The sequence below is a fragment of the Pseudodesulfovibrio indicus genome, from assembly GCF_001563225.1.
Lineage (GTDB): Bacteria > Desulfobacterota > Desulfovibrionia > Desulfovibrionales > Desulfovibrionaceae > Pseudodesulfovibrio > Pseudodesulfovibrio indicus.
In genome coordinates, this window is sequence record NZ_CP014206.1 from 1,379,670 (window position 1) to 1,405,610 (window position 25,941).

Annotated in this window: 22 protein-coding genes; 8 read left to right on the forward strand and 14 right to left on the reverse strand. The window is 51.5% G+C overall.

The annotated features are described in order from the left end of the window. Positions 1-8 precede the first annotated feature (8 nt). The 5 genes from AWY79_RS06395 to AWY79_RS06415 all read right to left on the reverse strand — a co-directional run bounded on the left by AWY79_RS06395 (position 9) and on the right by AWY79_RS06415 (position 7,267). The gene (locus tag AWY79_RS06395) at positions 9-2,564 is read right to left on the reverse strand and encodes an AAA family ATPase (protein WP_158509861.1); all 2,556 of its coding nucleotides are present in this window, start codon (positions 2,562-2,564) and stop codon (positions 9-11) included. 429 nt (positions 2,565-2,993) lie between these two features. After that, the gene (locus tag AWY79_RS06400) at positions 2,994-4,034 is read right to left on the reverse strand and encodes an SAVED domain-containing protein (RefSeq protein ID WP_066801744.1); all 1,041 of its coding nucleotides are present in this window, start codon (positions 4,032-4,034) and stop codon (positions 2,994-2,996) included. A 1-nt stretch (position 4,035) separates the two neighbouring features. After that, on the reverse strand, positions 4,036-4,497 hold the full coding sequence (locus AWY79_RS06405) for a Mov34/MPN/PAD-1 family protein (RefSeq protein ID WP_066807054.1): 462 nt from the start codon (positions 4,495-4,497) through the stop codon (positions 4,036-4,038). Positions 4,498-4,502: 5 nt separating this feature from the next. Then, positions 4,503-6,281, reverse strand: coding sequence for a ThiF family adenylyltransferase (locus AWY79_RS06410; protein WP_066801746.1), 1,779 nt, complete (start codon positions 6,279-6,281; stop codon positions 4,503-4,505). Beyond that, positions 6,278-7,267: a nucleotidyltransferase domain-containing protein gene (locus AWY79_RS06415; protein ID WP_066801748.1), complete on the reverse strand. Its 990-nt coding sequence runs from the start codon at positions 7,265-7,267 to the stop codon at positions 6,278-6,280. Before AWY79_RS06415 ends, AWY79_RS06410 begins: the two co-directional genes overlap by 4 nt. 221 nt (positions 7,268-7,488) lie before the next feature. Here AWY79_RS06415 and AWY79_RS06420 point away from each other — a divergent pair, with 221 nt between their 5' ends. Together AWY79_RS06420 and AWY79_RS18970 are read left to right on the forward strand one after the other, a co-directional pair. After that, a complete protein-coding gene (locus tag AWY79_RS06420) occupies positions 7,489-8,538 on the forward strand; it encodes an exonuclease/endonuclease/phosphatase family protein (protein WP_066801750.1) in 1,050 nt (349 codons plus the stop codon). 143 nt (positions 8,539-8,681) lie between these two features. Then, positions 8,682-9,278, forward strand: a complete 597-nt coding sequence (locus tag AWY79_RS18970) for a PDDEXK family nuclease (protein ID WP_158509862.1) — start codon at positions 8,682-8,684, stop codon at positions 9,276-9,278. Between the two features lie 214 nt (positions 9,279-9,492). Here the strand turns inward: AWY79_RS18970 and AWY79_RS18685 are convergent, their stop codons facing one another. Together AWY79_RS18685 and AWY79_RS18690 are read right to left on the reverse strand one after the other, a co-directional pair. Then, positions 9,493-9,837 carry a hypothetical protein gene (locus AWY79_RS18685; protein WP_133987004.1) on the reverse strand — a complete coding sequence of 115 codons (345 nt, stop codon included), beginning with the start codon at positions 9,835-9,837 and terminating at the stop codon, positions 9,493-9,495. A gap of 61 nt (positions 9,838-9,898) precedes the next feature. Continuing rightward, a complete protein-coding gene (locus tag AWY79_RS18690; protein WP_133987006.1) occupies positions 9,899-10,477 on the reverse strand; it encodes a PDDEXK family nuclease in 579 nt (192 codons plus the stop codon). Positions 10,478-10,603: 126 nt separating this feature from the next. On the opposite strand from AWY79_RS18690, the gene AWY79_RS06425 reads away from it, so the two are divergent. Beyond that, on the forward strand, positions 10,604-10,852 hold the full coding sequence (locus tag AWY79_RS06425) for a helix-turn-helix domain-containing protein (RefSeq protein ID WP_233491018.1): 249 nt from the start codon (positions 10,604-10,606) through the stop codon (positions 10,850-10,852). Positions 10,853-11,286: 434 nt separating this feature from the next. On the opposite strand, the gene AWY79_RS18975 is transcribed toward AWY79_RS06425, so the two are convergent. The 7 genes from AWY79_RS18975 to AWY79_RS18170 are packed head-to-tail and all read right to left on the reverse strand — an operon-like array spanning position 11,287 to position 19,421. Further along, complete coding sequence (locus tag AWY79_RS18975) at positions 11,287-11,445, reverse strand: hypothetical protein (protein WP_158509863.1); 159 nt, start codon at positions 11,443-11,445, stop codon at positions 11,287-11,289. A 47-nt stretch (positions 11,446-11,492) separates the two neighbouring features. After that, positions 11,493-11,894: a hypothetical protein gene (locus tag AWY79_RS06430; RefSeq protein WP_066801752.1), complete on the reverse strand. Its 402-nt coding sequence runs from the start codon at positions 11,892-11,894 to the stop codon at positions 11,493-11,495. Then, the gene (locus tag AWY79_RS18695; protein WP_133987008.1) at positions 11,879-13,957 is read right to left on the reverse strand and encodes a hypothetical protein; all 2,079 of its coding nucleotides are present in this window, start codon (positions 13,955-13,957) and stop codon (positions 11,879-11,881) included. Before AWY79_RS18695 ends, AWY79_RS06430 begins: the two co-directional genes overlap by 16 nt. Before the next feature lies 1 nt (position 13,958). After that, positions 13,959-16,088: an AAA family ATPase gene (locus tag AWY79_RS06440; protein ID WP_066801755.1), complete on the reverse strand. Its 2,130-nt coding sequence runs from the start codon at positions 16,086-16,088 to the stop codon at positions 13,959-13,961. Further along, complete coding sequence (locus AWY79_RS06445; RefSeq protein WP_066807067.1) at positions 16,088-16,552, reverse strand: hypothetical protein; 465 nt, start codon at positions 16,550-16,552, stop codon at positions 16,088-16,090. Before AWY79_RS06445 ends, AWY79_RS06440 begins: the two co-directional genes overlap by 1 nt. 8 nt (positions 16,553-16,560) lie before the next feature. Further along, on the reverse strand, positions 16,561-18,174 hold the full coding sequence (locus tag AWY79_RS18700; protein WP_133987010.1) for a site-specific integrase: 1,614 nt from the start codon (positions 18,172-18,174) through the stop codon (positions 16,561-16,563). After that, positions 18,171-19,421: a tyrosine-type recombinase/integrase gene (locus AWY79_RS18170; RefSeq protein ID WP_078063645.1), complete on the reverse strand. Its 1,251-nt coding sequence runs from the start codon at positions 19,419-19,421 to the stop codon at positions 18,171-18,173. Before AWY79_RS18170 ends, AWY79_RS18700 begins: the two co-directional genes overlap by 4 nt. A gap of 421 nt (positions 19,422-19,842) precedes the next feature. On the opposite strand from AWY79_RS18170, the gene AWY79_RS06455 reads away from it, so the two are divergent. The 5 genes from AWY79_RS06455 (at position 19,843) to AWY79_RS06475 (ending at position 25,896) form a co-directional block, all read left to right on the forward strand. Further along, positions 19,843-20,850 (forward strand): ABC transporter substrate-binding protein, encoded by a 1,008-nt coding sequence (locus AWY79_RS06455; protein ID WP_066801757.1) that lies wholly within the window; start codon positions 19,843-19,845, stop codon positions 20,848-20,850. 63 nt (positions 20,851-20,913) lie between these two features. Continuing rightward, complete coding sequence (locus tag AWY79_RS06460; protein ID WP_066801759.1) at positions 20,914-22,578, forward strand: ABC transporter permease; 1,665 nt, start codon at positions 20,914-20,916, stop codon at positions 22,576-22,578. Then, the gene (locus AWY79_RS06465) at positions 22,535-23,572 is read left to right on the forward strand and encodes an ABC transporter ATP-binding protein (RefSeq protein WP_066801761.1); all 1,038 of its coding nucleotides are present in this window, start codon (positions 22,535-22,537) and stop codon (positions 23,570-23,572) included. Before AWY79_RS06460 ends, AWY79_RS06465 begins: the two co-directional genes overlap by 44 nt. 177 nt (positions 23,573-23,749) lie before the next feature. Further along, the gene (locus AWY79_RS06470) at positions 23,750-24,628 is read left to right on the forward strand and encodes a PAS domain-containing protein (RefSeq protein ID WP_066801763.1); all 879 of its coding nucleotides are present in this window, start codon (positions 23,750-23,752) and stop codon (positions 24,626-24,628) included. Beyond that, positions 24,550-25,896, forward strand: coding sequence for an ATP-binding protein (locus AWY79_RS06475; protein ID WP_078063647.1), 1,347 nt, complete (start codon positions 24,550-24,552; stop codon positions 25,894-25,896). Before AWY79_RS06470 ends, AWY79_RS06475 begins: the two co-directional genes overlap by 79 nt. The last annotated feature ends 45 nt before the right edge of the window (positions 25,897-25,941 follow it).

Sequence of the window (25,941 nt, forward strand, 5' to 3'; positions counted from 1 at the left end):
GTTAGAAATTAATTAAATGCCTTGAATATTACCTGGACAGCATCAAAGTCTGCCTTCAAAGAGTAAAGGTCGGGCTTGTCTGGGATTTCATCAGGGTTCGTATGCCCGTCAATGAACCCACAACAGCGACTGAAAATGATCGACAAGTTCTCTCGATGCTCATCAATCTTGTCGGTCTTAATTTTTTCGAAATTCGTAACGGCAACATTCTTCTGATACCTTCTTACCGTACCGCAAAGCACGTGCGATTCTACTAGGACCTCAATAGCAGATCTCAAAAGGCCGTACCCATCAGCAGCCAACTGATCTCTCTTTGAATCGCGCTCTTCAGCGGGGAGATTGAATATATTGCTAATATCAGCTTTAAACTTATTAAAAGACTCTTCTTTGGGAGCACGAATCCGTTCTAAGTACCCTGTATTCTTTTCATCCATTTGAACTTCATACATATTGAGCATTACGCCTGAATAGAGCGGAGATGTAGATAGCTGCCTGATACTGTTTAGAAGAAGAATACTGTGCGTAAAGATAATCACTTGCCTCTCTTTTGACAGCTTTAAAAGTCGTCTGGCGACTTCATCAATAATTTTGTGGTCAAGACTGGTGACAGGATCATCGAAGACCGCAGGAGACTTGCCTTTATCAAATTGCAGCTCAGTCAAAAATTCAGCGAGAGCAATTGCCTTCTGCTCTCCCTCGCTCAAAATTTCATTTAATTTGTAGCTATCGCTGATAGACTGAACAATTTTGGACTGCCCCTTGTCAGTCTTAAAGCTCATGCTCACAGGAGCATTTGAACGTCTAAAAAATTTTAACTCAGCTTCAAAGGTCTTCTGGAATTCATCAGCGACTAACTCATTTCGCGCAGCAGTGGTCTTGTCGCTGATTTTCCTAGACGAGAACAGCTTGGAGTTTGATTCAAGGACATATTTGATTTTAAACTTAGCAAGAGCGGTTGTGACATCTGCCATATTCTCGCTGAGTGTCTTCCTGTCTTCCAATTCATTGATTGCCTTTTGCAGCTTAGCTTCTACCTCGTTGAGGTTTGAAAGAGTTTCATTTTTGTTTGCCAGAGAGATTTCAATTTCTTCTTTTTTGGCCTCCAAAGTTGAAATAGTTTCATCGAATGGTACTGCGAATTTATAATCTGCGACATCTTTTGCAACCTGGCGCGAGACAACCTTTTTTAGTTCTTTAATCGCAGAGTTGTACGTCTTTAAAAAATCTGGCTGGATTGCGGCAGAGTCATCATCTATCCCATACACAGCAATATTGAATTGGTTTTCCTCTGAAAACAAAGCAATTATGTCTGCAAAAATTTTTATATTTTTTGTAACCTTGGCAATGTCTTGTTGAGTTGTATCGTTCAGAAGCTTTCGATAGCTTTGCAACAACTCAAGCGAGGATTTGTCAGACAATTTCTGTTGACAGTAAACGCAAACCTCTTCTTCCCCTGACGGGTAATTTTTTTTGCCGATCTTGGTGATGTACTGGTCAGCTGCCTTGATGAAAGCTATGAACTCAGGAGAGTCGTAAAGCTGAACCCCTTTCTCCTCGACAACATCTTTTAGACCGACCTGTTCCTTACTCTTTAGCATATCCAGGCTGGTAAGGTTCTCAGCAAATTCTTTCAAAGACTTTTCAGACACTTTGGTCTGCTGTCCTTCAATAACCTTGATTAGCCTATCAAGCTCAGTGATATGCTGATTTCGGTCAGTGATCTCTTTGCTCAGAAGTTCTTTGTTGACCTTTTTTATCTCGTCTTTTTTGGCCTTCAGGTCAGCCTCATGCTTAACTGTAAATAAGGCAAGATCATCGATATCTTTATCTCTTGTCTTTTTATTTAAAGAAGAAACGCATTTTTGCACCTCGGTTTCGTCATGCAAAGAATCTTCCCATGATAGAGAGGTGTCTATCGTCGCAATCTTTGCTTTATGAAGCTTTGACAGTTCGTCTAACTCTTTGATCATAACGGTGAATAGGTGGAATCCAATAGGACTTACCAACAAAGTCCGTTCACCATCCAAACTTAAATGAACGCAATTATTGTTGAAAAAAGAAATGCCAGCCAAATCGATACACTCATTGGCTCCGTCCCAAGTGAATACTTGGTCTATGCCTCCTGCCTTGTAAGTAATCAAGGCTGACTGTTTGCAACTACAGCCACCATTTACGTCAGGATGAATCTTGGTTTCAGCATCGTAGCAGTATCCAAAATTCTTTAGAACACGACCATAACCAGTTTTACCAGTTCCGTTCTCACCATAAACTACGGTCATGTCCTTGGAGAACTCAAGGGACTGTTTAGAGGCAAGACGGTTTACACCGCAAATATCGCTAATTTTAACAAGCTCAATATCTACTGCTGAAGCACTAAATGCGGGCCTCGTGATTTCTGGAGTTTCCTGTCCCTTTTTACCAAGACCAATGCCCTGCAGAAAAGCGGAATAGACCTCGTCCCTTTCAGCTTCTACCAAGTGGCCTTCTTTCTGGACTACCTTCTGAACAAGAATCTTTGCCCAGTTCCCGGTTTCTTCGGCCCATTCCCAAAGATAGTCGATCACATCTCTTTTGGTTTCAGTTGTAGACATATTTCATACCCCAAAATTACCCTAAAATTTGGAATGGCAAGGATTATACAAAAGCCAAAATATCATAAACGTATTATGTTTTGATAGTTTTAGAATTTGATATACCTCATCAAAACAGGACGTCAAACTGTAAAGTCAGAAGTGGGTCCACTTTGTTGAACCACTGAGCGGCGTTTTTTAGGAAGAGGCGGTAATCATTTTTTAGCGTTATCTTCCAACATAGAGAGGATTTAACGAGGCTTGAAACCCAGAGCTAGGCCCAGGGCCATATGCCACCTATGGATGTGCTGGCACGCCATAACTGTTAATTGCGTCTTCCAAAGCTGATACGCTGCGGGTCCTTGCCTCATAATTATTTTTTATCTTAACCGATTCTAACTGGTTTATTAGCAGCTATGTAGGTTACCCCTGAACTATTTCTTGCCGCCCCTTATCTACTCTGACAGCCCATACGTACTGGTTAGTCTTAGAGTCGTACTGGTAAACGAACGTCTCGGGATAGGCATTTTCCTGATAATACATCCCCAGTTTGAAAGCGCTCGAAGCGCCGGTGGCGAGGAAGAGATGAACCCGCTCGATCTTTCCGCGGACGTCACGGATGTAATCATTGATTGCAGCCGTAATCTCCGTGAGTTGCCGCTCGCAAAGGACTGCATCGGTCTTGATGTCCCACTGAGGCTCGACCCGGGCAATGCAGTCACGCAGGTGCTCTGGGATCTGCTCATCATGTATGGGAATGGTGAAAGGGATAACGATAGCCAAGTCTTTTTTAAGTTCCTTGGGCTTGGCTATCTCAATCCGCTTGCCGCTGTCGCACTCATCAAGAGTGCTCCATTTAAGTGCATTGCGGTCATAATCCATAACCTCAAGGCCTTTGCGCGTCCCCAGGAGGCATCCTGCGGCATACAGCAGGGGGACATCTGCCAAACCGGCGAAAAGCACGTGCTTGGGGCTTTGCTCCTCGGAGGATATCCGATGTTTCAGGTCCCGCTCAATTTGTTTCAATTCGTCGAGTCTCTCCTCTGGAGTTGCCCGGTCAATGATCGGGTAGGAAAAGGGGATTACACGACCCAAGGTATACTTGGATGGTAGGTCATCTCTGGGAGGAGCCTCAGCCATCCTGGATAGGCCGCGAACATACACTAGGGCGGTCGACCAGCTCTTCTCGCAATGTTTGATGCGCAAGATGAAACAGACAATACCGACAGCCATTAGGCTGATAGACATCCAAAGCGGGGCCTGTGCGCCCCACGATGCGGTGACCGAAGACAAGACAGGAAACTCCAGGTCGGCCTTGAGACAAAACCCAGCCCCCCCTGCCCCAAACGTCCCGGCCAAAAACACCCCGTTGGCAGCCCTAAGACCCGGGTCCATAGATCTGTATTTCAGCCACATGGTGAATAGCCACGTGATCCCGTTCCATATCGTCTGAAAAAGTTTCATTTTATAACTCCGTGAGTTGTTTGCACACGCCGTTTTTGAATCCGATCCAGGCGTTGGTCCTTTCTGTCCCAACGATGAGGAAAACGAGACTTGAGCCCTCGTATTTCCCTTTTCGAAGAAGACTGTTCCAGTCCTTCAGGTCAGTCGAAGACGGGGTGGGCACCGGCTCAGGGTGTGTATGCCATGCCCCAAGAAGCGTCAGGGTGCTGCTAGATATCTTCCATGCCCTATGGAGTTTCAGGTTGTGGAAACAGGACCGGAAGAAAAACGATCTGCGACGGCGGTCCATGAAATACGGGACGGTCACCGATTCGACTACGCGATGGTTTCCCTGAAGAGGAAAGCGTCCGATGAGCAAGCCACCGGCTTCCTTGTCCTTGAGGTCAAGCTGGCGATACCCAAGCATCTGTTCGACAGCTTCCTCCATGAGAATCAGCTTGCCGCTTGACAGCGCAAAATTCATCCTCATCATCTCCCCCTGCATACCGGGCAGATGACACTTGCAAAGTCTCGGGAATCCTTCACTGAGAGAGGAGAGTCCGCCTCAAAAGAAGGATTGAATTCCAGCCCCATCTTTTCGGCCACGTCTGCCCGGCCTCGCCATGAACGGTACATGCTCGGGGATCCTTCTGGGTCATTGATGGTGTCCAAAAGCATTTCGCAGGCCATGATAGCAGTCTTTTCGGCATCCAGGGCAGAAAAGGGTATGAAGCTGCCGCAACCGGTCAAGTCCTTAGCCACGACTTGGTCGGGCTTTAGATAGTGGCAGGTCATGTACGGGCCCTGGTCACGATCCCTGACCAGGCAGTTGAAACAGCCCTTGGTATCGCCGTCCAAAACGGCGAAGCCGCCGACTCCCGCGGCTTCCACCCAGGTGAAAAGTATTGGAGGCAGCCCCATGCCCTCCCGCTGTCGGCTGACTTCGCGCATTCCGTTGAAGTCGCCGGTTGCGTCGACGATAAAATCCATTCGTTTTGCTTCGCCCTCGTGGTCCTCAAGCCATTCCTCCCGACCCATATGTCTCCAAACGGTCGAAAGGCCGACATGTTCACTGGCTAGGTTGTCGGCAAGCGCCTTGGCCTTCTTTGTTCCAATTGAACTGCTCCCGAGATAATGGCGAAAGACGTTCTCATGAGTGAAATAATCGGAGTCCACAAGGACGAGTTCGCCAACTCCCATGAGTGTCAACTTCTCGGCCACCCGGCAGCCGACAGCCCCACAGCCGACGACGGCCACGGACACCTCCGTTAGGTCGTACTCTGCACCAGCTCTTTCGGTCATGAATTCCCTGTAGTGGTGTTCGATTTCAATTGGAGTGATCTCCCACGGCTTTTCGCTGTCGCTCTCAAAAAAATTCTCCTTGCTCCTGCCTTTTATGTGGACCCCGAAGAGGGCATGCCCGCCTGCGGGCCGAGGGGTGGAGAAGAAAAAGGTATAGTGCTGAGTCTGGGATGTCCTGGGCCTGTCCTTCTCCGATTTTTTCCTGAACTTGGACTTCTTCCCTGACGGTTTTTTACGGAACTTTCCGTTTTTCATCCAGACGTCGAACTTGGAAGTCTTCACCTTGACCGAACCAAACAGCGAGCGCACGTAGGCCGCCGACACTGTGTCGGAGGAGGGCGGCAACACAGGAGTGTCGAGGGGAAAGTACCAGGCTGTCTCGGGATCACCGTTTTTGAAACGCTGGGCATAAGCCGCCGACGGGAGTTCTCCGGCATACGTGATAGTGGATCCTTTGTGAGTGGATCTGACTGTCATCCGAACCGATTCCCTGGCTGGCGGGGCAAAGAAGGCAACAGTTTGCTTGCCCTTGAGCCAGCGCCAGAATCCCTCGAATTCGTCGACGAGGTTGTCTGGATCTGGCTCCTTGAGGCTTTCCTCCAACCTCTTAAGGGCAGCGTATATGCCGGACGACAGAATGTCCCGGGGGCGGGAGGTTGCAAAGAATCCACCCGCGCGCCGATCCCAGAAACAGATATCGCCATGGCAATTCACATGGTTGAGCAGTTCGTACCTTTCCGGATTACGCAGATAGACCTTGGGCATGTCCGCCGGGAACTGATTGGTGATGACGACGACGAGATCATGGGGCTCGCCATCAATGGTACAGGTCACATCCCATGCAGCCAGACAGGTCTTCTCGTGCTCAAAAGAAGGCTTGCCATCCAGAACCTCTCGCCTGGCGACGTCGTGGATCTCTGGATGTGCGGCCAACCATTCTTCAACCTGATCCAGATCCAGGTTCACGCACTCGCTCCGGCCGGGGCAACAGCCCGCTTGGTCTTTTGGGACGTCTCTGCCTCAGTCGGCACCGGGAAATCGTCGCCGAACTGCTTGCGAAGGATTTTACAGGCGTCAGTTTCAAGGTCGCAGTCGGCGGCCTCAAGCAAGGCTCCCTTGAGGGTTTCCATGGTTTTTTTGAAATTGCTCATCTGAATATCAGTCAAATCCGCGTTGAGGTCGCAGAACGGTTCGACTGGCAACATGGCTTTGAGGCCGTCCCCCCAGACGAACAGTAGAGTGTCGACCAGGAGGATCAGGGCCTCAAGGTCGTTGTAGGTCGCATTAAAGTTTCGCTTAGGAATAAAGTGGTTCAGGACACAGACCGTCAGGGCGATGCTGTAGGGTTTTTCGCCACCAAGCGTCTTGTCGCGCCACTTCTTCAGATACCTGATGACACGGCGCATCTGGGCGCGTTCATCCGGGTCGTCGGAATATTTGTTTACCTTGGCAAGCAGCCCCTTGGGGTCGGACTTCTCCCAGAACTTCTTGTCGGCATCAGAGTTCCGCTTGCCCTTTGCAATGTAGATATCGTTGGAATACTCGTTGGGGTCTTTTGCATAGATGGCTAGATCAACGTGGTACTGAGGTACGTTCTCACGGACATATTGGACAGTCACGCAGGAGCGCCGGATATCGGCATTGCGGCTAGCCCTATCTAGAGCGTCATAAACCTTTTCCTTGAGCTCCACCGAGTTCTTGTAATCGTCAGTGGTCGCGTTGAAAAGCAGCCCGACGTCGATGTCATAATCGCCGTCCTTGGGGAAGATGCCGGTGCCCATGGCATAGGAGCCCTGGTTGAAATGCGCGAAGCTGAGCCCGTCCTCCAGGTTCTCGTTGAGTTCAGCGATCAGCAGATCCCGTTTTTCGCGCAGGATTTTCGTGTCATCCAGATTCCCCAGCTCAATGGCCTCGTGAAATTTTTTGAAATGCTTTTGAAGGTCGAGTGACATTTCTCCTCCACTTCTTGGATGTTACCCCGGATAGTCGAAAATAATTCGTGCCGCCTATATGTCAAGGCTATCTGTCTGAATTTATATTCCATACTGCGTTAGTCGGATAATGGACTGGTAGAGAATAAGGGGTGCTTCTGGATGTTTTAACGATCATTTGATAATTTAGCCACCAGTACGTCCGATTCTGATATGGTCTGGACATATTAAGGAGGTATACAATGAGATTCCTGATTTCTTTCATTCTGATTTTAGCCATCGCCCCCGCGCATGCGGGCATGGACTGCCCCAGTAGAGCTGATGGGGAGATCATCATCGGTACTTTCAATGTTTATATTCTCGGGAATCTCGCAGAAAAGTACACTAATCCTGAGACTCTTAACTCTCCTGAAATTCCCAAGCGCATCACCGCGATTTCCGATGTCATTGCCGTGGGGGCATTTGACCTAGTGGCGATTCAGGAACTCGAATATGGTGACCCAGGCAAGGCTGCAATGCGAGATTTAGTTGCTACACTGAAAACTCGTCACGGCATTAACTACGATTACTTCGTCAGCGACAATATTGGATACGGGTTTCGTATGTATGAAAGCATGGCATTCATGTTCAAGGCGGAAGTGGTGACGCCACAAGTAATTCCTGGGACTAACAAGTACACCCAACTCATCCCAATTGACGGGCGCGATCTTGTCCGTACAAAATGGTTAACTGGCAACTTCGACTTCACGCTTATTTCTGCTCACTTAGCGTGGGGTAATGAATCTAAACGAATCGATGGCTACCAAGAGATCGACATGATCTTTTCTACGCCGACTCCTTCGAAATACAGTCAAGATCCGGACATTATCGTTTTGGGGGATTTCAACCGGTTTGGCGATGAGCAAGAGTCCGTAAAACACCTTAAATATGATGGTGACTTCTCCGCGCCGAACATCACGATCTTTGACCCGAATTTTAATGAAATCGTCGAACCAACTTTCTCACATGCCTCGGGATTGGGATTACCTAATGATGATCCTCAGTGGCTTTCAACGACAATATCTGATGATAATGCCAAGGTGTATGACATCGTCATGCTCAGCCCGAGTGTTGCCGAAAAGTTCACTGGAGGGCCATCAGGCGGTCAGTTCGGCCAGGACTGGGGCATTCTCCATTTTGACGAAGTCGGAGGATGCAGCCACCAACCAGGCTGGGAGCAACTTGGCCATGATCCGATGAAAGAGTTGGTGTCAGACCACAGGCCGCTTTGGATGAAGTTTTCCGTTCAATAGCGGCGTAGCACATCTGGTACTGAATTCCATGGGTACGTCATTTATGCTTCATACCAAAATGGAAAAGGGCAAGGATATATTAATGAGATCATTTCGCTACATCATTTATTGATTCTCACATTATCAACTAAGATTGTCTTTTTATGAAATACCGCCGTGAATATTCTCGTTCGGCACATAGGGTGGTGTACGGGGAACACACTTTTCGATCCAAACTGGAAGCTCAATGGGCGGTTTTTATGGATGCCCTATCCATCAAATATGACTATGAGCCCTATAGTTTTCTATTGGATGAGGGGATCGGATACTGTCCTGATTTTTGGTTGCCCAACTATGATAGTTTTCTCGAAATCAAACCCGCAGGGGCGTTGGCCGAACGGGAAATGGAAAAAGCTTTGCTTTGGGTAGAATTCAATGGTGATCTGGTTATCCTTGAAGGCTTTCCAATCAGAAAAGGGCATAGCCTAATCGGCACGAATACTAGACCCGTATTTACGCGTGATTCGATCAGGTGGGGAGAGTGTCCTAGATGTAGGACAATAGTTTTGTCGGACAACGGAGAACCTAATTGCAACTGCTTTGATCTTGAAGAACTTGAGGACATGTTTTCAGGAGCGAGTCCAGAGGTTGATTTCACCAAGACTACCAGGCTGAAAGAAGCTTACAGGATCGCTCGAAAGCATTCCTTCACAACTCGAAATAGGGTCCTTCCGCTCCAAACACTTATGGACTTTTGTTGACGTGCTGGGGAGAGTGTCGTCCGGCCATTGTTACACTACCTTACGGGCTGAGATGCCTCTATTCTCTATGAACCAGGGGGAGGGGGGCAAAATTTCTTTTGTGAGACTTTTTACTCCAGCATTATATGCCCATCAGACAATTTGGATGATCTGATTGTTTACTTGGTTTTTTATGTTTTGATTCTCGGTAGAAGTGGACCCACTTCTATCTTGATTAATCCAACTCTCCGCATACCATCTTCTCAACTAAGCTGCGTAGCTTTAACAAATCTTCATCGTGAAGTGTGCCAATCTCACGCTTTGTTAGGCGGCTCATTGCCCGGTCAAGAATAATATCCACAGCATAGTGGGGGACTTGATCAGCTGGCAGTTCCTCAAGTAACTCATATTCTGTGCCGGAAGCTGAGATAACTTTAGCGCCTGGCTTGCACTCCGCAGGGTTGACTTCGTTAGTTACGATCTCTCCCCAGCCTAACCGTGGATGGCCAGACACGTAACCAGTCAGAAAATATTTACCCTCATAATCTTTAATACAGCGCCATCGCCCGAGTATTGCCATTAATTCCCCTTATCGAGTTTAACCTACTATATACCAGACACGAGTAAGGCATCATGCCGTATTAAATACATATATCCCAAAATGGATTATAGTATTTTGCTGTAAAATTTATATTATCAGCGCTTTTCTCTTCAGCCGCTAGTAAATCATTTATGTCTATGATGGCACAGCCTTTTGGATGATCAATTATTCCATTAATCCATCCAGGCCATCTCTTCGCCTTTATTCCAACCTTCATGCTAATTAAGTATTTATATATATACATATTTTGCATTTGCGCCAACAAGTACCCAACTTCTTCTGTATCAATGACATTATTACAAAACAATGAGCCAAGAACAAATACGTCATCTACAACGCTTGGATTTTTATTCTTTAAGTCAATAAATGAAACTTCAACCCCTTTTACATACCTACTAAGTTGGAAAATAGCTTTTAGGCCGGCGTCTTCTTTTTTAACTTCAATGACATGTCCCAACAGCGTCTTGACTCCGTCAAGATCTAAAACTGTCCAAGCTAAGATGTCCGCTCTGCCATAGGGGCCAAGTCTTACCTGTCTTTCCACCAACATATTGGGAATTCCGGCGAGAGTGCGAGCCAAAAAGTTTTCAAGTTCTTTTTCTGATTCAACTTTAACCATTTGTCCTCTCCTCACAAATAGAGTTGACTAGGTCACTCTCAAAAAAACTGGCACAGATGAAGAGTATACTCTGTAGAAATATACTCATCTCGTCAAGCACTCTTGGGTACACCCAAGGAGTGTGCTGTGCCCACAAAAGACGTTGAGAGTTATACTGAACGGGAACGCCAGGCTATGAAAAGATTTGGCGCTTCCGTGCGTTGCCAAAGAGAAAAAGTTGGATTGTCCCAGGAAAAACTCGCTGAATTGGCCAATGTACATAGAACGTATATCAGCGGAATGGAAAGAGGGCTCCAGAATATATCCCTGCTGACCATGATCAAATTGGCCAAGGCCTTGTCGGTAGAGCTTGATAAGCTATTGTCCGATATTTGATGCTTCGAGCAGCAAAACTATCGTAGCTATTTCCAATAAGCTACCGTTTAATAAGTATAATCGACACTGGCTGCTGTTGGCGCAAAGGATGGGATAGGCCATCTGTTTGGGTTTCAGGCCACTCAAAACCGGTTCGATGGGCGAAATATTTCATTAATGGCTGCAGGATGAATTGTTCTATTTAAAATGGAATTTGCCCGGTAAAAAAGGGGTGAATGTCAGCTGTTCTGGGTCTGAAAATCCTATCTTTCTGAAAAAGAACGAGGAAGGCGATACTCGAACAGCAGGCCATGATGGTCCTCCTTAAAATTCAAACAGACAACAACAAAAAGGCCATTCCAACTTTCTTGTTACAAGAAAGTTGGAATGGCCTAACTCATTGTGATTAAAAATACTTAGGTTCAATTTAGCTTTAACCGGATGAACCCATTTTTCTAGAAGTTTTTGGGCTCATCAAAGAAGTATAATACACCGCTTTTTTTGGTTTGATATTGTTGTTCCAGTTGGTTTGGCAGGCACGAGCTGGCTGGCTCTTGTTTTTGCGATCTTTTTTGGGCCCATCTCCTGGCCTTGGAAACAATGAGTGCGATCATGATGGGGTCGTTTGCTCAAGCGTGCGCAGGTGAAATTTGAAGGGTCCCTAACGTCTATCCACAGACGGTAGCGGAGAATTAAGCCTGTCCTCAGTTATCCCCTCAATGCCAGCATTATATGCCCACTGCATTAGCTGGGCGGCCTGGGCCTTAACTTTTTGCTTCAATATTTTATTCTCGGCTTCAAGTCGATCCAAGCGATCCAGAGCCTTCTTCATCTCGCGGGGGGTGTAATAGGCCGGGGCATACCCCTCGACGCTCAGCTGTTCTTTTTTGACAAGAAAGGCGTCCTTGATGTCATCATTTTTTGCGAGCGTTTGACGAGTATATTTCCAGCCAAGATCGCGCTCAACGGCTGCCACAACAAGTGGCCAAGTCAATTTACCGCACCAGTCATTTAAGATCTCAACTATCTGCTCGACTAGTTCCGGAGTTAAGTGCTTAGGCATAAATCACCGACTTTAATTAAAGGGATGGCTCCACCTTTGATATCGCCCAGGAGTTTTTTGTTTCTCTGATAATAGGTCACTCGGGTTTTAGAGTAATCCTTGCCGTGCGCGAGTCGAAAAAAAGAACCTTTGGGGATATGTGAATCGGCCAGGATCACCATGATGTTGTTAAGAACCTGGAGAATTTGCCTATTCCTGACCACAATTGGGTTTTTATCTCCATTGGCGGTCTCCTGCCATTGCTTATTATCTGATTCCAATTTTTCAATTTCAACAGGGATTACGGATTCAAGTCTAGGGTCGCCTTTAATGTAGAGGTGGTCACTGCAGAGGTAGTGGTCATGGAGTTTTTTGCACGTCTGATCCATCCCCAAAAGGCAAAAGCCAGCATTGGTCACTTCAGCCTTTATTTCGTTGAAGGTATCATTCATGGGGTTGAATCTGTTTTTTACTAAACTAGATAAAGTCGCTGGTTGGTTGTAAATATCTATCCCTGTATCGACATTAGGGGGGATAATATCAGCCTGGTCTCTAATCTCTATCGCTTTTCGAGAGGTGATGGTTTTGTCTGCGTGACTGTACCAGTTGTTTTGGCCTGCGCTTTTTCTTCCTGCGTATGCCGCTCTAACATTCTGATCGACAAGGCCGTATTCTGATGTGGTCTCGTTCCAGTGCCGCGCTGAATGAGGATTGAATATGATTTTTGACCCATCAGGTTCAAACATGCCCAGTTTGTCGAACATTGATTTTTTGTTTTTCTTTCCAAACAGCGATTTCAGATGAGAGTATTTAACCTGCTCAAATAGAACGTTGGAGAGCGCGTTGGAGCGGGGGTTAAAGAAGTTATATGGTACAATGAATAGGCTTTCGCTAAACCTTAGCTTTTGTTCATTTAGACGAAATGGCATTCCGTTAGGTAGTCGAGAGATGACCAATTGTTCAATTTCATGAAAGGAATAGTGCCATTCAAATCCATCTCTTTTTCCTAGTTTAGCAATATTATTAGCAAAATAAGATGCCGCAACGGGCACAGATAAAAGCTCTTTTACCTCTGTTGATGTTAATTCATTTTTCCCCCTTAAATGTTCATGTTCTTTAGGGAGGTAGATTGTGTCAGGTCTTTTATCATACCATCTGGCGATATTGCGAGCTTCATTTGTAATTTGTTGAATCTCAGCGATTGCTTTTACGACTAGATCACGCCAAGAGGGCATTATACTTTTTATGAATGGATCAGCCCCTTTTTCCGGGAACCATCTAATTGCCAGAGCCTCTGGGTCGTTTTGAAAGTCACGTATGAGGCATTTATGATCAAGCGTAAGAAGTTCTCCTATTCGAGAGGGATTTGAAAAAAGCAGTAAAGCGACAGTCGCGGCCAGTTTGAACTTTGGATTATCCGTGCCGTTGTAGATGTCGGCTAGGGCATAGATGCAAGTATCAGTAGGTAGTTTGTCAGCCCTGTATGTTTTGAAATCATTCCCGATAACTTGGTCCGGAGAAGTGAACTTGACCGAGTGTTTCCAAACGAAAGGCGCGCATCGCAACATACATCTTTCGTTGAGGAAAAGGCTCAACCTCTCCAACTCTTTACAAAGAATGGAAACTTGCTTTTTGTTATTCGTTCTGTCTTTATCATAAAGCAGTTTCTGGGCGGCATTGAGAGCATTAGCATCGATTCTCGTGGGGCATGGTTTATTTGAGCGATTACAGAGAGCTCTTTCCAATGCCCGCATCGCATACAATGTGTTCAGATATGTTTTTGTAGGCTTTAAACCCTGTGTGTAGGTTAAATAGGCTTTGGCGAAATCGAGGAAAGGTTGCTTCAAAAGTGGAGTTTTATTATTCCATCTGCCAGGTACGGTATCAAAGTTTGTCCACTGAATTGATGCAGTCGCGCGCACTCGATATTGTGCATGCTCATTCATGTCCCATTTGTTGTCTTCCCAATTAACTCCGTCACCAAAGACTTTCCACCCTTTGGCTTTCTCAATGAAGGCGGTGATGTTTTCGATTGCGTCTACTCCACGCTTTGGTGTGAAGTGTATGATCTGTGGTTTTTTCATTCTACCACCTAAATCCAACGCTACGGCAATCGGCCGCGAACTTTTGTGCTAGAGCCTGTTCAATCACTTTTTTATCACCCACGAGTACAACCTGTTTCTCGGCCCTTGTGATTGCTGTATAGAGCCATGAAGGGTCAAGTAGTCTCGTTCTGTAAACCGGCACAATGACTCGCTTTACCTGAGATCCTTGGCACTTGTGACAAGTCATCGCATAAGCCAAAGAAAGGTCTATGAGCTGATCTGCATCGAAAGTAAGAATCCTTTCGTCAAGTTTTGCGGTGAGACTGTATTTGTCGATATCAACACCCAATATGTGGCCTAGGCTTCCGTTGTAGACCCCCCGTTGATAGTCGTTCTTGAGGTGGATTACGGGCTCCCCAGGGCAGAAGTATTGGCCCAAGCTTCCTTTGAGTTCAAATTGTCCATTCTGATGTTTGTGCTTATCATGGAACAGGCGGTTGAGACGATCCACACCAGCCGGGCCACTGTTTGTTGAGGTGACGATCGTCAAATAATCAAAGCCACCGAAGTCGGTAACTACCTGTTCAATAATTGCCGGAATTGTTTCCAGCGCAGCAGGGATGAAGGAGACACCTTCGCCCCTACCTTGATAGAGAGAAAAAGCAGGCATATACCTTTTGCGTAAAGCTTTTGCCACCAAAGGAATACCGCTATCAGCGTTCTGGCGATAAATTTTTTTGAGCCTAACCGTAATGGAAGAGTCCTTCACAAGTTCATGAAAGACGAGACCGAAGCCAATAGGGGGGAGTTGTGCCGGATCACCAGATAGAAGTAGCCGGGAACCTTTTTTCATGTGCTTCATCAGCGCATGGAACGTCGCTAGATCAACCATGCTGGCTTCATCTATAACAACCAACGTCTTTTCGTTGATTTCAGCCAGGTCGTTATTGGTGTCGTTCTTTTCTTCGAGCTCTGCCAAGGTGCGGGTCAGCGTCTTTGCTAGTAGGCCAGTTGACTGTGATAGTTTCAACGCCGCTTTGCCGCTCAATGTAGCCATCAAAACATTGCCGCCTAGCCGATGCCAGAGCCGCACGATGTAGCGCAGTATCGTGGTCTTGCCGGTTCCAGCGCCGCCCACCAGGCACGATAAAGGAGAGCGCAGGATGTGAAACATAGCCCGAAACTGCTCAACGTCGGGCTTCACGTGGCCAACACTGAGCGTCGCCAGTATATCTTTGACGTTTTGCTCATCGACCTTGATTTTGCCGCTGTCTTCAAGCCGCCGCAAGGCACCGACAACAGCGCTTTCCATGTAAGCCGATCCTGGCGCCATCCATTTGCTGTCGTCATGGAGGATCGCACCATATCTAAGTCCTAGTTGTATGGCGTCATGCACTAGCTTGGAGTCCCCCAGTTTGGCCTTCAGGAGTTCTTTTAAGCCGAACAGGCTAACTGAGGTAGAGCCGGACGTTAAAATGTCTCTGACGGATGAATCAACGGCCCCAAGGAGGCGCTTGTTTGAGTCAAGAGGTGCATCTGATCCAATTTCAGAAAGTACCTTTAAGCCAAGCGCATCGCACTGTTCCCAATTCATCATTGAAGCCATACACCACGGATTGCTACGGAGCCGTTTCACGGCATTTGTACCGAATGTGGCGAAGCATGTTTTAAAAAGCTGGGGGGAATCAATTCCGTGTTTTTGGAACCATGCAGCCAGGTCGGATTTTGTTTCCTGCAGTTTCCATTCACGGATAACTAATGATGCAAGTCGGAGAGAGAGAAGAGGACGGTTTGGCGCAATCACTTCTGCTATTTCAGCAACATTACCACTGGAAAGGGCAGATGGTAGGTCATTACCCCAGCGGTCCCATAGCCGCTTAGCCCTGATAGACCCTACGCCGGGGCAGTTGTTGGCGAGAAAAGGTATCATGAGCTTGCCTGTGGGTCTTTGACGATAGGCGTACTCAGCCTCCACCCGATCTCCCCATTTGGTTCTCGTGATAGGCCCGGAGACTTCCCATGTCTCATCTACAGAGGGAACGCCTACAATCCTAGCGGCAATGAATTTGACCTGGACATGGTCGCCGATCTGTTCGCCATCAAGAATTTCTCCGGAAAAAATCGTCCCGAAAGTCTTCTGGCTGACTATGCGCGTGACTCGGATCTGCATTAGTCCTCCGGCCAATCGGTACGGATTGCAGTCCCGGCGGATTCGATCTGAGCCAGCCGCGCGTGCAGCATGGCATTTTCGTCGCGCAAGGATTCGATCTCAGCCTCTTTTTCAGCTAGAACGCGGGCAAGGTTGTTCTTCTCTGTAGCCGTCCTCGCAAGGCGATCTGCAGCAGCTTTATCGCTGTGGTCTGCTAACATACGGGAGCCAATGGGTTTGACCCCTTGAATTTGAGCTAGAGAGTTAATCGGTGCGGCCAGCTCTGGCTTGCGGAAGAAATGTTGTTCCTGGCTTTGGCGCAGGCCTATGACTTTTGCAATACCTCGCACGTTGACTTTACCATCAACAGTTAGAGGTAGCGTGGGGTGACGCTGGTTTTCGGGTTGAGCTTCCCAGGTTTGGTCTAGTTGCTCAAGGTACGGTTCCAGTTTGGCGAGGATTTGAGGGGTGATATTCTCGGGCATAAGCAACCTCAAAAGGAATCAACCATGTCGGTTTCCATTTCTTCAAATTCGGAAATGGTCCCAGCCTCGATCCTGGCGATGACACTTTTTATAGCAATAATGGTTGGGTCTAGGGCCACGGCCATGCCGGGTTGTCTGGCTGGGCCGTCCTCTTTGAACGCTTGTAGCGATCGGTCACGTTCTTGTTCCAATATTTCAAGATGCTCTTTGTGCACCTCGATATTGTCCCAAGCATTGAAGGATAGACAGCGATAACAAGAGAATGGGACTCGAGCGAGAAAGGTCTCCGGTTCGTTTGAATCGGGCAAATAAATTGCACATCCAGTAGGCTTAACGCAAAGGCCAGCTTCTTCAAATTGTTGCGCAGCTCCTACAGGAATATATGTCTGGCGAGTGCCGGTAATGTTGGGACGTTTGAAGATTTTGTTATTGAAAGCTTCGACTACAGGTTTGTGGTAGGGAGCGACGCCTTTGTCCACAATCTCAGCATGCTTTGCCCCAAGTTCGATATAACTCTTTGCTGAACTCCTTCTTGAGTGACATAGGTTGTAAGCAATTGAATCCAATGAGGCGCCGTTGAGCATTAAATTGGTGCCGCGAGTATGCCTGAATCTTCGTGAGTTGATATTCAAATTCTCACCTTGACGATTTAGGATTTTCCCCGTGTGCTTAAGAAGCTTATTAGAAATTAAATAAGCAATGGTTTCAGTGGGCATGTGGTATTTTAAACGCCCTTTAGTTGTGTTTGTCCACTTTGGAAGTAAAGGCAACTGATTCAGATCATAATCTTCATCAAAACCTAGTCTGAGATAGTCTTGTTTTATTTCTTCGATTCTTGTTTGAATAAACGCTGCAAATTCCGTATGAATTTGCAGCCTTCTGAAATCAGTGCGAGGTTCAACATGCCCTTGTTTGTCCATTGGCATGTTGATAAAAAATCTAATTGAGTTCCTTCCGTCGTGTTCAGTGATAAAATCACACACTTTTAGCCAAGCTATTTGTCTCCGGCGTTGTCCAAGGTTTGCAAGCAAAAGCCAAAGAAGAAACGTATTATCATCAAGGCTATGATTTAAATATGCTTCGTGGACAGCATCGCTTAGTGATTGAAACTCAGCTTCAGTGAATGGTCCTTGTCTTGGGTCGCAAGTCTTAACTGCAGTGTGTGGCGGTGGGTGCTTTACTTTGATATCTTTTAATTGTTCATAAGTCTCTTTAGTTACTCCAGTGAGGCCAAGCTTGTGATAATGGCAACATAGGGTCTTTATCTGTGCGCTGGTATTTGGGTTGTTGTGCGTTGAAATAAAGGATATTACTTCAGAAGATGTTATGCTTGCGATTTTTGTGTTGTCACAGTATGTCGACTGAACAAATTTTTTTAGACTTGTATAGTATTTTTCAGATGTGGCAAACGTGTAATTAGCCACTCGCCATATGAAATAGCGTTTTGTGCTATTAAACAATGCATCAGTAAAAATTTCTCTGAGAAAATTGAAGTGAATATAGTGTCTGTGTACCCCGTCATAGAACATCCAGGTATCTTCTCTTGGGTCGTAAGTTTGTCCGTCAAGCGTGAAGGCTACCCTAGGGAGTTCATAAAATAGATTCTCTTGCAGCTGCTTCATTTAAGCTTCCTATTGATAAAAAAATCCTCCTGCATCTCCATCGAGATTTCGTGAGCCTTGTTCTGGATAAATCTTTGATCATATAGCTCTGGCATCCTAGATGCTGGTCCCCATCCCATTAATTGTCGTCGAGCCTCACGAACATCATCTGCTGACATTTGTAGAGCTTCTGCGTTTTCGGAGAATCGTTCGTTGCAGGCATGGCGAACTAAGTGTTGGGTCAGATCGTCGGGAATTCCAGACACATTTCTGAGTGTTTTTAAGATTGAAATGGCCGAACTGTAAGAGAGCTTTTCACCATTACGTGCAACGAAGAAGAATTTGTGGTTTCTGGCTTTCTTTAGTCGTCTTCGGTAGTTAGTAAGATATCGATGAATCAGCGGTGTCCAGCTTTTCTCCTGATTTGAATTGAGGGGGAGCGGACGGGGCAATGTTTTAACTTGAGGGGCTGGATTCCGATCATCTTCTGGATCGTCAGGGCGGCGAACAATCTCAATACGGGGGCAGTTGCCAGATAGCCTTACATCTTGAAGCTTAATGCAAAGAGATTCGCCAATGCGTAGGCCAAAAGCTAGGCACATCGTGATATAGAGTTGGTTTCGAATTTGAACAAAGGCATTCTTCCATGGATTGTCAGGATGTCCAGGAACGATCACTTCTACGATTCGATCCTGAACTTTCTTGCTAAATCCCCTTGGGGGGTTACTTCGGCTTTGGCTCCGGCCTATGCGCCTCACAGCTCTTAGTCTCAACTCGTCTACAAAATTTGCCCTGACTTTATGTAGTTGGCCAAACTCAGGCCTGCTTCTATCTATGTTTTTGATGAGCTCTGAGCCCATCCAGTTCAGATAATGGGCAATATAGTGAATTCTTTGAGCAGCAGTAGCATTATTTACGGTTTTGATTGCGTCACCACCAAGCTTGACAACGGTGGTTTGTTGGAGGGCCATAAGAGTATTGAAATGTAAGCGGCAGGCATGGAGCAAGTTGTCTCTTTCAGAGCCGGTGAGCATTTTACCAGATCGAAATCGCTCTTTCAGATCAATCTCATTTAAAGCAGCCCATTCGAGCAGAATTTTAATAGCCGTCAGCTTGACAGTTATGGTGTTGGCTGAATCTCGTGGCCTGCACATGCTCATAACATAATAAGCCGGAAGAAATGGAAGCGTTCCGTCTGGCGCAAGCAGAACAGGGAGCCGTTCTCCGCCCTCAAGGGTTATTTCTAGAATTTTAAATCTGTTGACCATGGCTTTTTCATAAATTTACTAAAAAATAAATGCAGTTTATATTCAAGTCAACATTAATTGAATGTTGATATCGGTTTATATTTAACTATCTAAAATAATGATTTATTTCCATTAAAAATAACCAAATTAATGGAGCTATAGATAAGAGATATGGGAAAGTCCGGCCCACCTGGCTGCCCACGCCAAGGCCCCGCACATGGCCGCCATGCGCGAGGCCACCGCCGACCTCGTGGCCGGGCCCGCCGAAGTCAACGTCTGGGAGCCGCTGGACGTGGCCGGATAGCTGTCAGTGGAATAGTTTCAATCTATTCGAGTGTCCTGAATTATAGTTCATTACAATTGTTCGGCATCCGCCCTTTTCTGTAACGTTGCCGCATTGGTGGAAATGTCCTGCGGCAACCTCTAGGAGTTGGAGAGCGAAATGCGCGTATTGAAATTCGCGGGGTTCATTGCGGCCCTGCTGGTGACGGCCGGTCTGTTCGCCACCCCGGCCTCGGCACAGGAAGAAAAGAAACTGACCATGTACGTGGCCTACGGCGGCCCCGAGGTCATTGCGGATAAATTCAAGGAAGCCACCGGCATCCAGGTGGAGTTCCTGACCATGTCGTCTGGCGAGGTCCTGACCCGGCTGCGCGCCGAGAAGGCCAACCCCGGCGCGGACGTCTGGTTCGGCGGCGGGTCCGACGCCTTCATCCAGGCCAAGAAGGAAGGGCTGACCGCCCCGTACAAGGCGCCCAACGGCTCCCGCGTGGACGCGGCCTTCAAGGACCCGGACGGCTACTGGACCGGCGTCTCCCTGGTGGTGGTCGGGTTCCTGGCCAACAAGGACCGGCTGGCCTCCAAGAACCTCGCGGTGCCCATGACCTGGGAAGCCCTGGCCTCGCCGGACTACCGCGACGAGGTCTCGGCCTCCAACCTGAACACCTCCGGCACCGCCTACACCACGGTCTCCGGCGTGCTCCAGATCAAGGGCGAGCAGGACGGCTGGCCGTTCCTGGACAAGCTCTACGCCAACATCCCGTTCCTGACCAAGAGCGGGTCGGCCCCCGGCAAGATGGCCCTGTCCGGCGAGTACGCCGTGGGCATCGCCCCGGACCCGCACATCATGGCCAACGCCAACCCGGACGCACCGCTCGTGGTGGTCTATCCCGAGGACGGCGTCCTGGCCTGGCCCTCGCCCGTGTCGGTCATCGCCAACGCCAGGCACCCGGAGAACGCCCGCGCCTTCGTGGACTGGTGCCTGAGCCCGGAGGGGCAGAAGGTGCTCATGCAGGCCTCGCCCCGCGTGCCGACCACGAATGTGGAGCCCCTGCCCGGCGTGCCCCGGCTCGCGGACCTGAACCTCGTGCCCTACGACATCCAGCACTGGGGCAGCGAGCGCGAGCGGGTGGTGGGCGAGTTCAACAAGCGGTTCCCCAAGTATCAATAGCGGCCCGGTGCGGGCTTCCGGCCCTGTTGTCGGAAGCCCGGCCGTCGGCCTGAGGAGCCGCCCATGACCCCCGTGCGGACCTGGCAGGGGCTTTCGATCTCCTGCGTCGCCTTTTCCGTGCTCCTCCTGTTGGTTGGGTACCCGGCGCTGACCGTGCTGCTGGAGAGCCTGCGGCCGGGAGGGGAGTGGGGGCTTGCGGCCTACGCCCGGCTGTGGTCCGGGCCGAGGTTTGCCGGGGTCGTCCGGTCGAGCCTGGGCGTGGCCCTGGCCGGGGCGATGCTGGCCTCCCTGCTGGGCGGGGCCATGGCCGTGGTGGTGGTCAAGACCAGAGCCCCCCTGCGGCGGTTCATGGGGGCGGCGGCCCTGCTGCCCATCATCCTGCCGGGGTTCGTGACCTCCATCGCCTACATCTTCCTGTTCGGCCGCAACGGCCTGGTCACCTACCGCTGGCTGCACATTTCCTGGGACGTGTACAGCTGGAAGAGCGTGCTCGTGCTGCAGGTGGTGGACATGACCACCACGGCGTTCCTGCTCTCGGCGGCGGCCCTGCGGAATATCGACCCGGCCCTGGAGGAGGCGGCGGGCTCCCTGGGGGCGCGCCCCTGGCGGGTGCTGCGGACCATCACCCTGGCCCTGGCCTCGCCCCTGGGCGCGGCGGCGTTCCTGCTCAACTTCATGCACGCCATGTCCGATTTCGGCACCCCGCTGGTGGTGGGCGGCCCCTTCGACACCCTGGCCTCGGCCTCCTACACCCAGCTCATCGGGCGGTACGACCCGTCCATGGCCTCGGCCCTGAACGTGGTCCTGCTCGGCTTCTGCCTCCTGGCCTATTCCGGCTACGGGGTCCTGGAGTCGCGGTTCGGGCGCGACCGGGTAGCGGACCGGGGCGGGGGGACGGCCCGACTGGAGCTGGGCGGCTTTGCCGGACGCGCGGTGTGGGCCGCGTGCCTGCTCTTCTCCCTGTTCATGCTGGCCCTGCTCGGCGCGGTCCTGGCTGCGGCCTTCACCCGCCACCTGGGGGGCGGGTTCACGCCCACGCTCATGTATTTCGAGACCGTGTTCACGCGGGGGTTCGCCAGCGCGCGCAACACCCTGTTCTTCTCCCTGGCCGTGGGCGTGCTCTCCGCCGTGGGCGGGCAGCTGCTCGCCTATCTGGTGAAGCGGGTGCGCATTCCCGGCTCAAGGGCGCTGGACATCCTGGCCACCCTGCCGTTCGCCGTGCCCGGCACCTTCATCGGCGTGGGCTACGCCCTGGCCTTCAACAAGCCGCCCCTGATCCTGACCGGGACCTGGGCCATCGTGGTCCTGAACCTGGTCATCCGCAAGCTGCCCATGGGGCTGCGCGCCGGGGCGTCGGTGCTGGCGACCCAGGACCGTTCCCAGGAGGAGGCCTCCCTGAGCCTGGGCGCGTCCCGCACGCGGACCTTCCTGCGGGTCATCCTGCCGTCGGTGCGCACGGCCATGCTCGCGGGCGGTCTGTACGCCTTCGTGACCTCGGTCCAGGCCCTGGGGTCCATCATCTTCATCATCACCCCCGGCACCCGGCTGCTGGCGGTAGACGTGTTCGAGGCCGTGGTCCGGGGCGAGGTGGGGCAGGCGGCGGCCTTCTCCACCGTCATGCTGGCCATGGCCGGCATCGGCGCGGCGCTCATCGCCGTGGCCGCAAACGGAAACAGGAAGAGTCATGACGCGATCGACGAGCAACGAGAACTCCTCTCCCGGCGCTGAAATCGAGCTGGCCGGGGTGACCAGAACCTTCGGAGGGACTCCGGCGGTCAGCGATCTGACCGTGCGCTTCCACCCCGGCGAACTGTGCTGCCTGCTCGGTCCGTCCGGGTGCGGCAAGTCCACCACCCTGCGGCTCATCGCCGGGTTGGAGCAGCCCGACTCCGGGACCATCCGCATCCGGGGGCGCGACGTGCGCGCGCTGCCCCCTCGGGAACGCAACCTCGGCTTCGTGTTCCAGAACTATGCCCTGTTCCCGCACATGGACGTCCTCGACAACGTGGCCTACGGCCTGCGCTCGCGCCGCAACATGGGCGAGGCGGCCATCCGCGCGGCGGCCCTCGACGGGCTGGCCATGGTCCGGCTTCAGGGGTACGGCGAGCGCCGCGTACACGAGCTTTCGGGCGGCGAGCAGCAGCGGGTGGCCCTGGCCCGCGCCCTGGTCACCGGCCCGGACGCGCTCCTGCTGGACGAGCCGTTCTCCAACCTGGACGCCCGGCTGCGCGAGGCCATGCGCGGCGAGCTGGCCGAGCTGCGCCGTCGCCTCGGCATCACCACCATCTTCGTGACCCACGACAAGGAGGAGGCGTTCGCCCTGGCCGACCGCATCGTGCTCATGCGCGACGCGCGGCTGGAGCAGGTGGGAAGCCCGGAAGATCTGTACGCGCGCCCGGCCACGCCGTTCGCCGCCGCGTTCCTGGGCAGCGCCAACCGCATCCCCCGCGCCGTCTGGCCAGACGGGGAGTGGAGCGCGCCCCCGGCCGTGGTGGACGGGCAGGTCGTGGTCCGGCCCGAACGGGTCCTGCCCGAGCGCGCCCCCGGCGGACCGTTCACGGTGGTTGAAGCCCAGTTCATGGGGCCGTACGTCCGCTACGTCCTGCACCGGGAGGACGCCCCCGGGTTCCCGGATGTGGAGGCCCATTGCCCGGCCTTCGGGCCGAGGTTTGCGCCCGGCGAGAGGGTGGCCGTGCGCTTGTTGCTCGACTCCACGGCCTGACCCCGCCCCGGCCGGAGCGCCGTCCTTCCAGGGGCGAAGAGGAGCCGACCCGCGCTGCGCCGGGGCAGGCCGTTTTCGCCAAGAGGCCGTCCGTGGCGAATATTCTAATTGGAATACTTGGCGTTCTATGATTCTATGGAGCGAAACGGGAGAACCGCACGGGTAGAATGGAACGCCATGACTGACGAAGACAAACCGACCTATGAACAGCTTCTTGCCCGTAATGAAAGCCTCGTCCAGGAGCTGGATCGTGCCAGGAAGACCATCCGGGAGCTACAGGTCATTCATCCCGGCCCGCTTCCCGGCACCGGAAATTCCCAGGACCTGACTGTCCGGCAGGCCCAGATGGATCTCGTCCTGGACCTCGCGGAAATGGCGCCGTGGGAGATGGAGCTGGCCACAAACATCTTCACCTTCGACAACCGGTTCTACGCCCTCTACGGCACAACCGCCGCACAGGAAGGCGGCTGCCGCATGCCCGCCGAGACCTATACCAGAGAGTTCATGCACCCGGACGACATGCATCTGGTCAACAATGCGCTGGAGGAGCTGTTCTCCACCAGCGACCCCTTCTTCGAGGTCAATCTGGAGCACCGGATCCTCCGCCGCGACGGCAAGGAACGGTATATGGTGGTCCGTTACCGGCTGATCCGCGACGAGCGGGGAATGCCCATCAAGACCGTCGGCGCCAACCAGGACATCACCTCGCGCAAGCTGGCCGAGAAACGGCTGGAGAACAGCGAGCGGAAACTGAACGCCGTGGTCTACGGCTCCCCTGTCCCCATGTTCTTCATCGACCGGGACCACAAGGTCCTGCATTGGAATACGGCCATCGAACAGTTGACCGGCATTGCCGAGAAGGATGTCCAGCACAGCAGCAATCACTGGAAGGCGTTCTACAAGGACGGGCGGCCCTGCCTGTGCGATCTGCTCCTGAATCAGGACGACCGGGCCATTGCCGAAATCTACAAGGCGGAATGCGGCGTCGAGAACATGCTGGAGATCTGCGTGTTCACCGATTTTTTCCCCGACATGGGGAGAACGGCAAGTGGCTGACCTTTTCCGCGGCCCTGATCGTCGGGCCGGACAACGACATCCTGGGAGCGGTGGAGACCGTGCAGGACGTCACCGGCCTGAAAACCGCCGAGCAGAATCTGCTCAAGGCCAAGGAGGCCGCCGAGGCCTCGAACAGGTCGAAATCCGAATTCCTGGCCAACATGAGCCACGAAATCCGCACGCCCATGAACGGCATTCTCGGCATGCTGCAACTGCTGGAATCCACCGACCTGGACGAAAACCAGAAGGAGTACGTCTCTCTGGCCGCCCAGTCCTCAAGGAGACTGACCCGGCTGCTCTCCGACATCCTCGACCTGTCGCGGATCGAGGCGGGCAAGCTGTCGATCATCAACGAGCCGTTCGATCTGTTCGAGGTCCTCAACCAGGCGCTGGACATCTTCCTGCCCCTGGCCAGCCAGGAGGGCGTCGAACTGACCTCCATGCTGGACCCGGAAACGCACACCAAACTGATCGGCGATGCGGTCCGCCTGCAGCAGATCCTGATCAACCTGATCGGCAACGCCCTCAAGTTCACGCCCGCCGGAGGGTCCATCTCGGTGGAGGTCCGCCAGTTGCCCGAAGCGCGGGAGAACGAAGTCCGCATCCTCCTGTCGGTCCTGGATACGGGCCTCGGCATTCCGGACGACAAGCTCACGGAGCTGTTCTCCCCCTTCACTCAGGGAGAGAAGGGCAACATCCGCAAGAACCAGGGTGCCGGGCTCGGGCTGGCCATCTGTCGGCGGCTGGCGGGACTCATGGACGCCAGCATCTCGGTGGAAAGCGAGGTGGGCAAGGGAACCGCGTTCCACGTGAGCATCCCCTTCAAGCGCATCGACGAGGAGATCCACCGCCCCGAATGGGCCCGCCAGGACAACGTGTCGTTGACCGGCTTGCGCGTCCTGTTGACCGAGGACGACAAGGTCAGCGCCATCCTGGCCAAGCGCTACCTGTCGCTCCTGGGGTGTCGGGTGGTGTGGGCGGAAAACGGCAGGCAGGCCCTCGACATCCTGAGGACGGAGCGCTTCGACGTGGTGCTCATGGACGCCCAGATGCCGGTCATGGACGGCGTGACCGCCACCAGGGCCATCCGGCAGGGCGATGCGGGCAAGGAAAACCGGGCCATACACATCATCGCCCTGACCGCCTACGCCATGGCCGGGGAGCAGCATTCCTTCCTGGACGCGGGCATGGACGACTACCTGTCCAAGCCCCTGGAGCTGTCCGCTCTCGCCGCCGCCCTGGGCCGTTTCCTGTCCTCCGGGGAATGACCCCTCCGTCCCGGAACCCAGCCCCGCACACCGCCATATCCACGC

What these genes read in the sequence shown, in the direction of transcription:
- AWY79_RS06400 (WP_066801744.1), bottom strand. Translation starts at nt 4,034, where the DNA reads ATGAAACTTTTTCAGACGATATGGAACGGGATCACGTGGCTATTCACC.
- AWY79_RS06405 (WP_066807054.1), bottom strand. Translation starts at nt 4,497, where the DNA reads ATGAATTTTGCGCTGTCAAGCGGCAAGCTGATTCTCATGGAGGAAGCT.
- AWY79_RS06415 (WP_066801748.1), bottom strand. Translation starts at nt 7,267, where the DNA reads ATGTCACTCGACCTTCAAAAGCATTTCAAAAAATTTCACGAGGCCATT.
- AWY79_RS06420 (WP_066801750.1), top strand. Translation starts at nt 7,489, where the DNA reads ATGAGATTCCTGATTTCTTTCATTCTGATTTTAGCCATCGCCCCCGCG.
- AWY79_RS18970 (WP_158509862.1), top strand. Translation starts at nt 8,682, where the DNA reads ATGAAATACCGCCGTGAATATTCTCGTTCGGCACATAGGGTGGTGTAC.
- AWY79_RS18685 (WP_133987004.1), bottom strand. Translation starts at nt 9,837, where the DNA reads ATGGCAATACTCGGGCGATGGCGCTGTATTAAAGATTATGAGGGTAAA.
- AWY79_RS18690 (WP_133987006.1), bottom strand. Translation starts at nt 10,477, where the DNA reads ATGGTTAAAGTTGAATCAGAAAAAGAACTTGAAAACTTTTTGGCTCGC.
- AWY79_RS18975 (WP_158509863.1), bottom strand. Translation starts at nt 11,445, where the DNA reads ATGATCGCACTCATTGTTTCCAAGGCCAGGAGATGGGCCCAAAAAAGA.
- AWY79_RS06430 (WP_066801752.1), bottom strand. Translation starts at nt 11,894, where the DNA reads ATGCCTAAGCACTTAACTCCGGAACTAGTCGAGCAGATAGTTGAGATC.
- AWY79_RS18695 (WP_133987008.1), bottom strand. Translation starts at nt 13,957, where the DNA reads ATGAAAAAACCACAGATCATACACTTCACACCAAAGCGTGGAGTAGAC.
- AWY79_RS06440 (WP_066801755.1), bottom strand. Translation starts at nt 16,088, where the DNA reads ATGCAGATCCGAGTCACGCGCATAGTCAGCCAGAAGACTTTCGGGACG.
- AWY79_RS06445 (WP_066807067.1), bottom strand. Translation starts at nt 16,552, where the DNA reads ATGCCCGAGAATATCACCCCTCAAATCCTCGCCAAACTGGAACCGTAC.
- AWY79_RS18700 (WP_133987010.1), bottom strand. Translation starts at nt 18,174, where the DNA reads ATGAAGCAGCTGCAAGAGAATCTATTTTATGAACTCCCTAGGGTAGCC.
- AWY79_RS18170 (WP_078063645.1), bottom strand. Translation starts at nt 19,421, where the DNA reads ATGGTCAACAGATTTAAAATTCTAGAAATAACCCTTGAGGGCGGAGAA.
- AWY79_RS06455 (WP_066801757.1), top strand. Translation starts at nt 19,843, where the DNA reads ATGCGCGTATTGAAATTCGCGGGGTTCATTGCGGCCCTGCTGGTGACG.
- AWY79_RS06460 (WP_066801759.1), top strand. Translation starts at nt 20,914, where the DNA reads ATGACCCCCGTGCGGACCTGGCAGGGGCTTTCGATCTCCTGCGTCGCC.
- AWY79_RS06465 (WP_066801761.1), top strand. Translation starts at nt 22,535, where the DNA reads ATGACGCGATCGACGAGCAACGAGAACTCCTCTCCCGGCGCTGAAATC.
- AWY79_RS06470 (WP_066801763.1), top strand. Translation starts at nt 23,750, where the DNA reads ATGACTGACGAAGACAAACCGACCTATGAACAGCTTCTTGCCCGTAAT.
- AWY79_RS06475 (WP_078063647.1), top strand. Translation starts at nt 24,550, where the DNA reads ATGCGGCGTCGAGAACATGCTGGAGATCTGCGTGTTCACCGATTTTTT.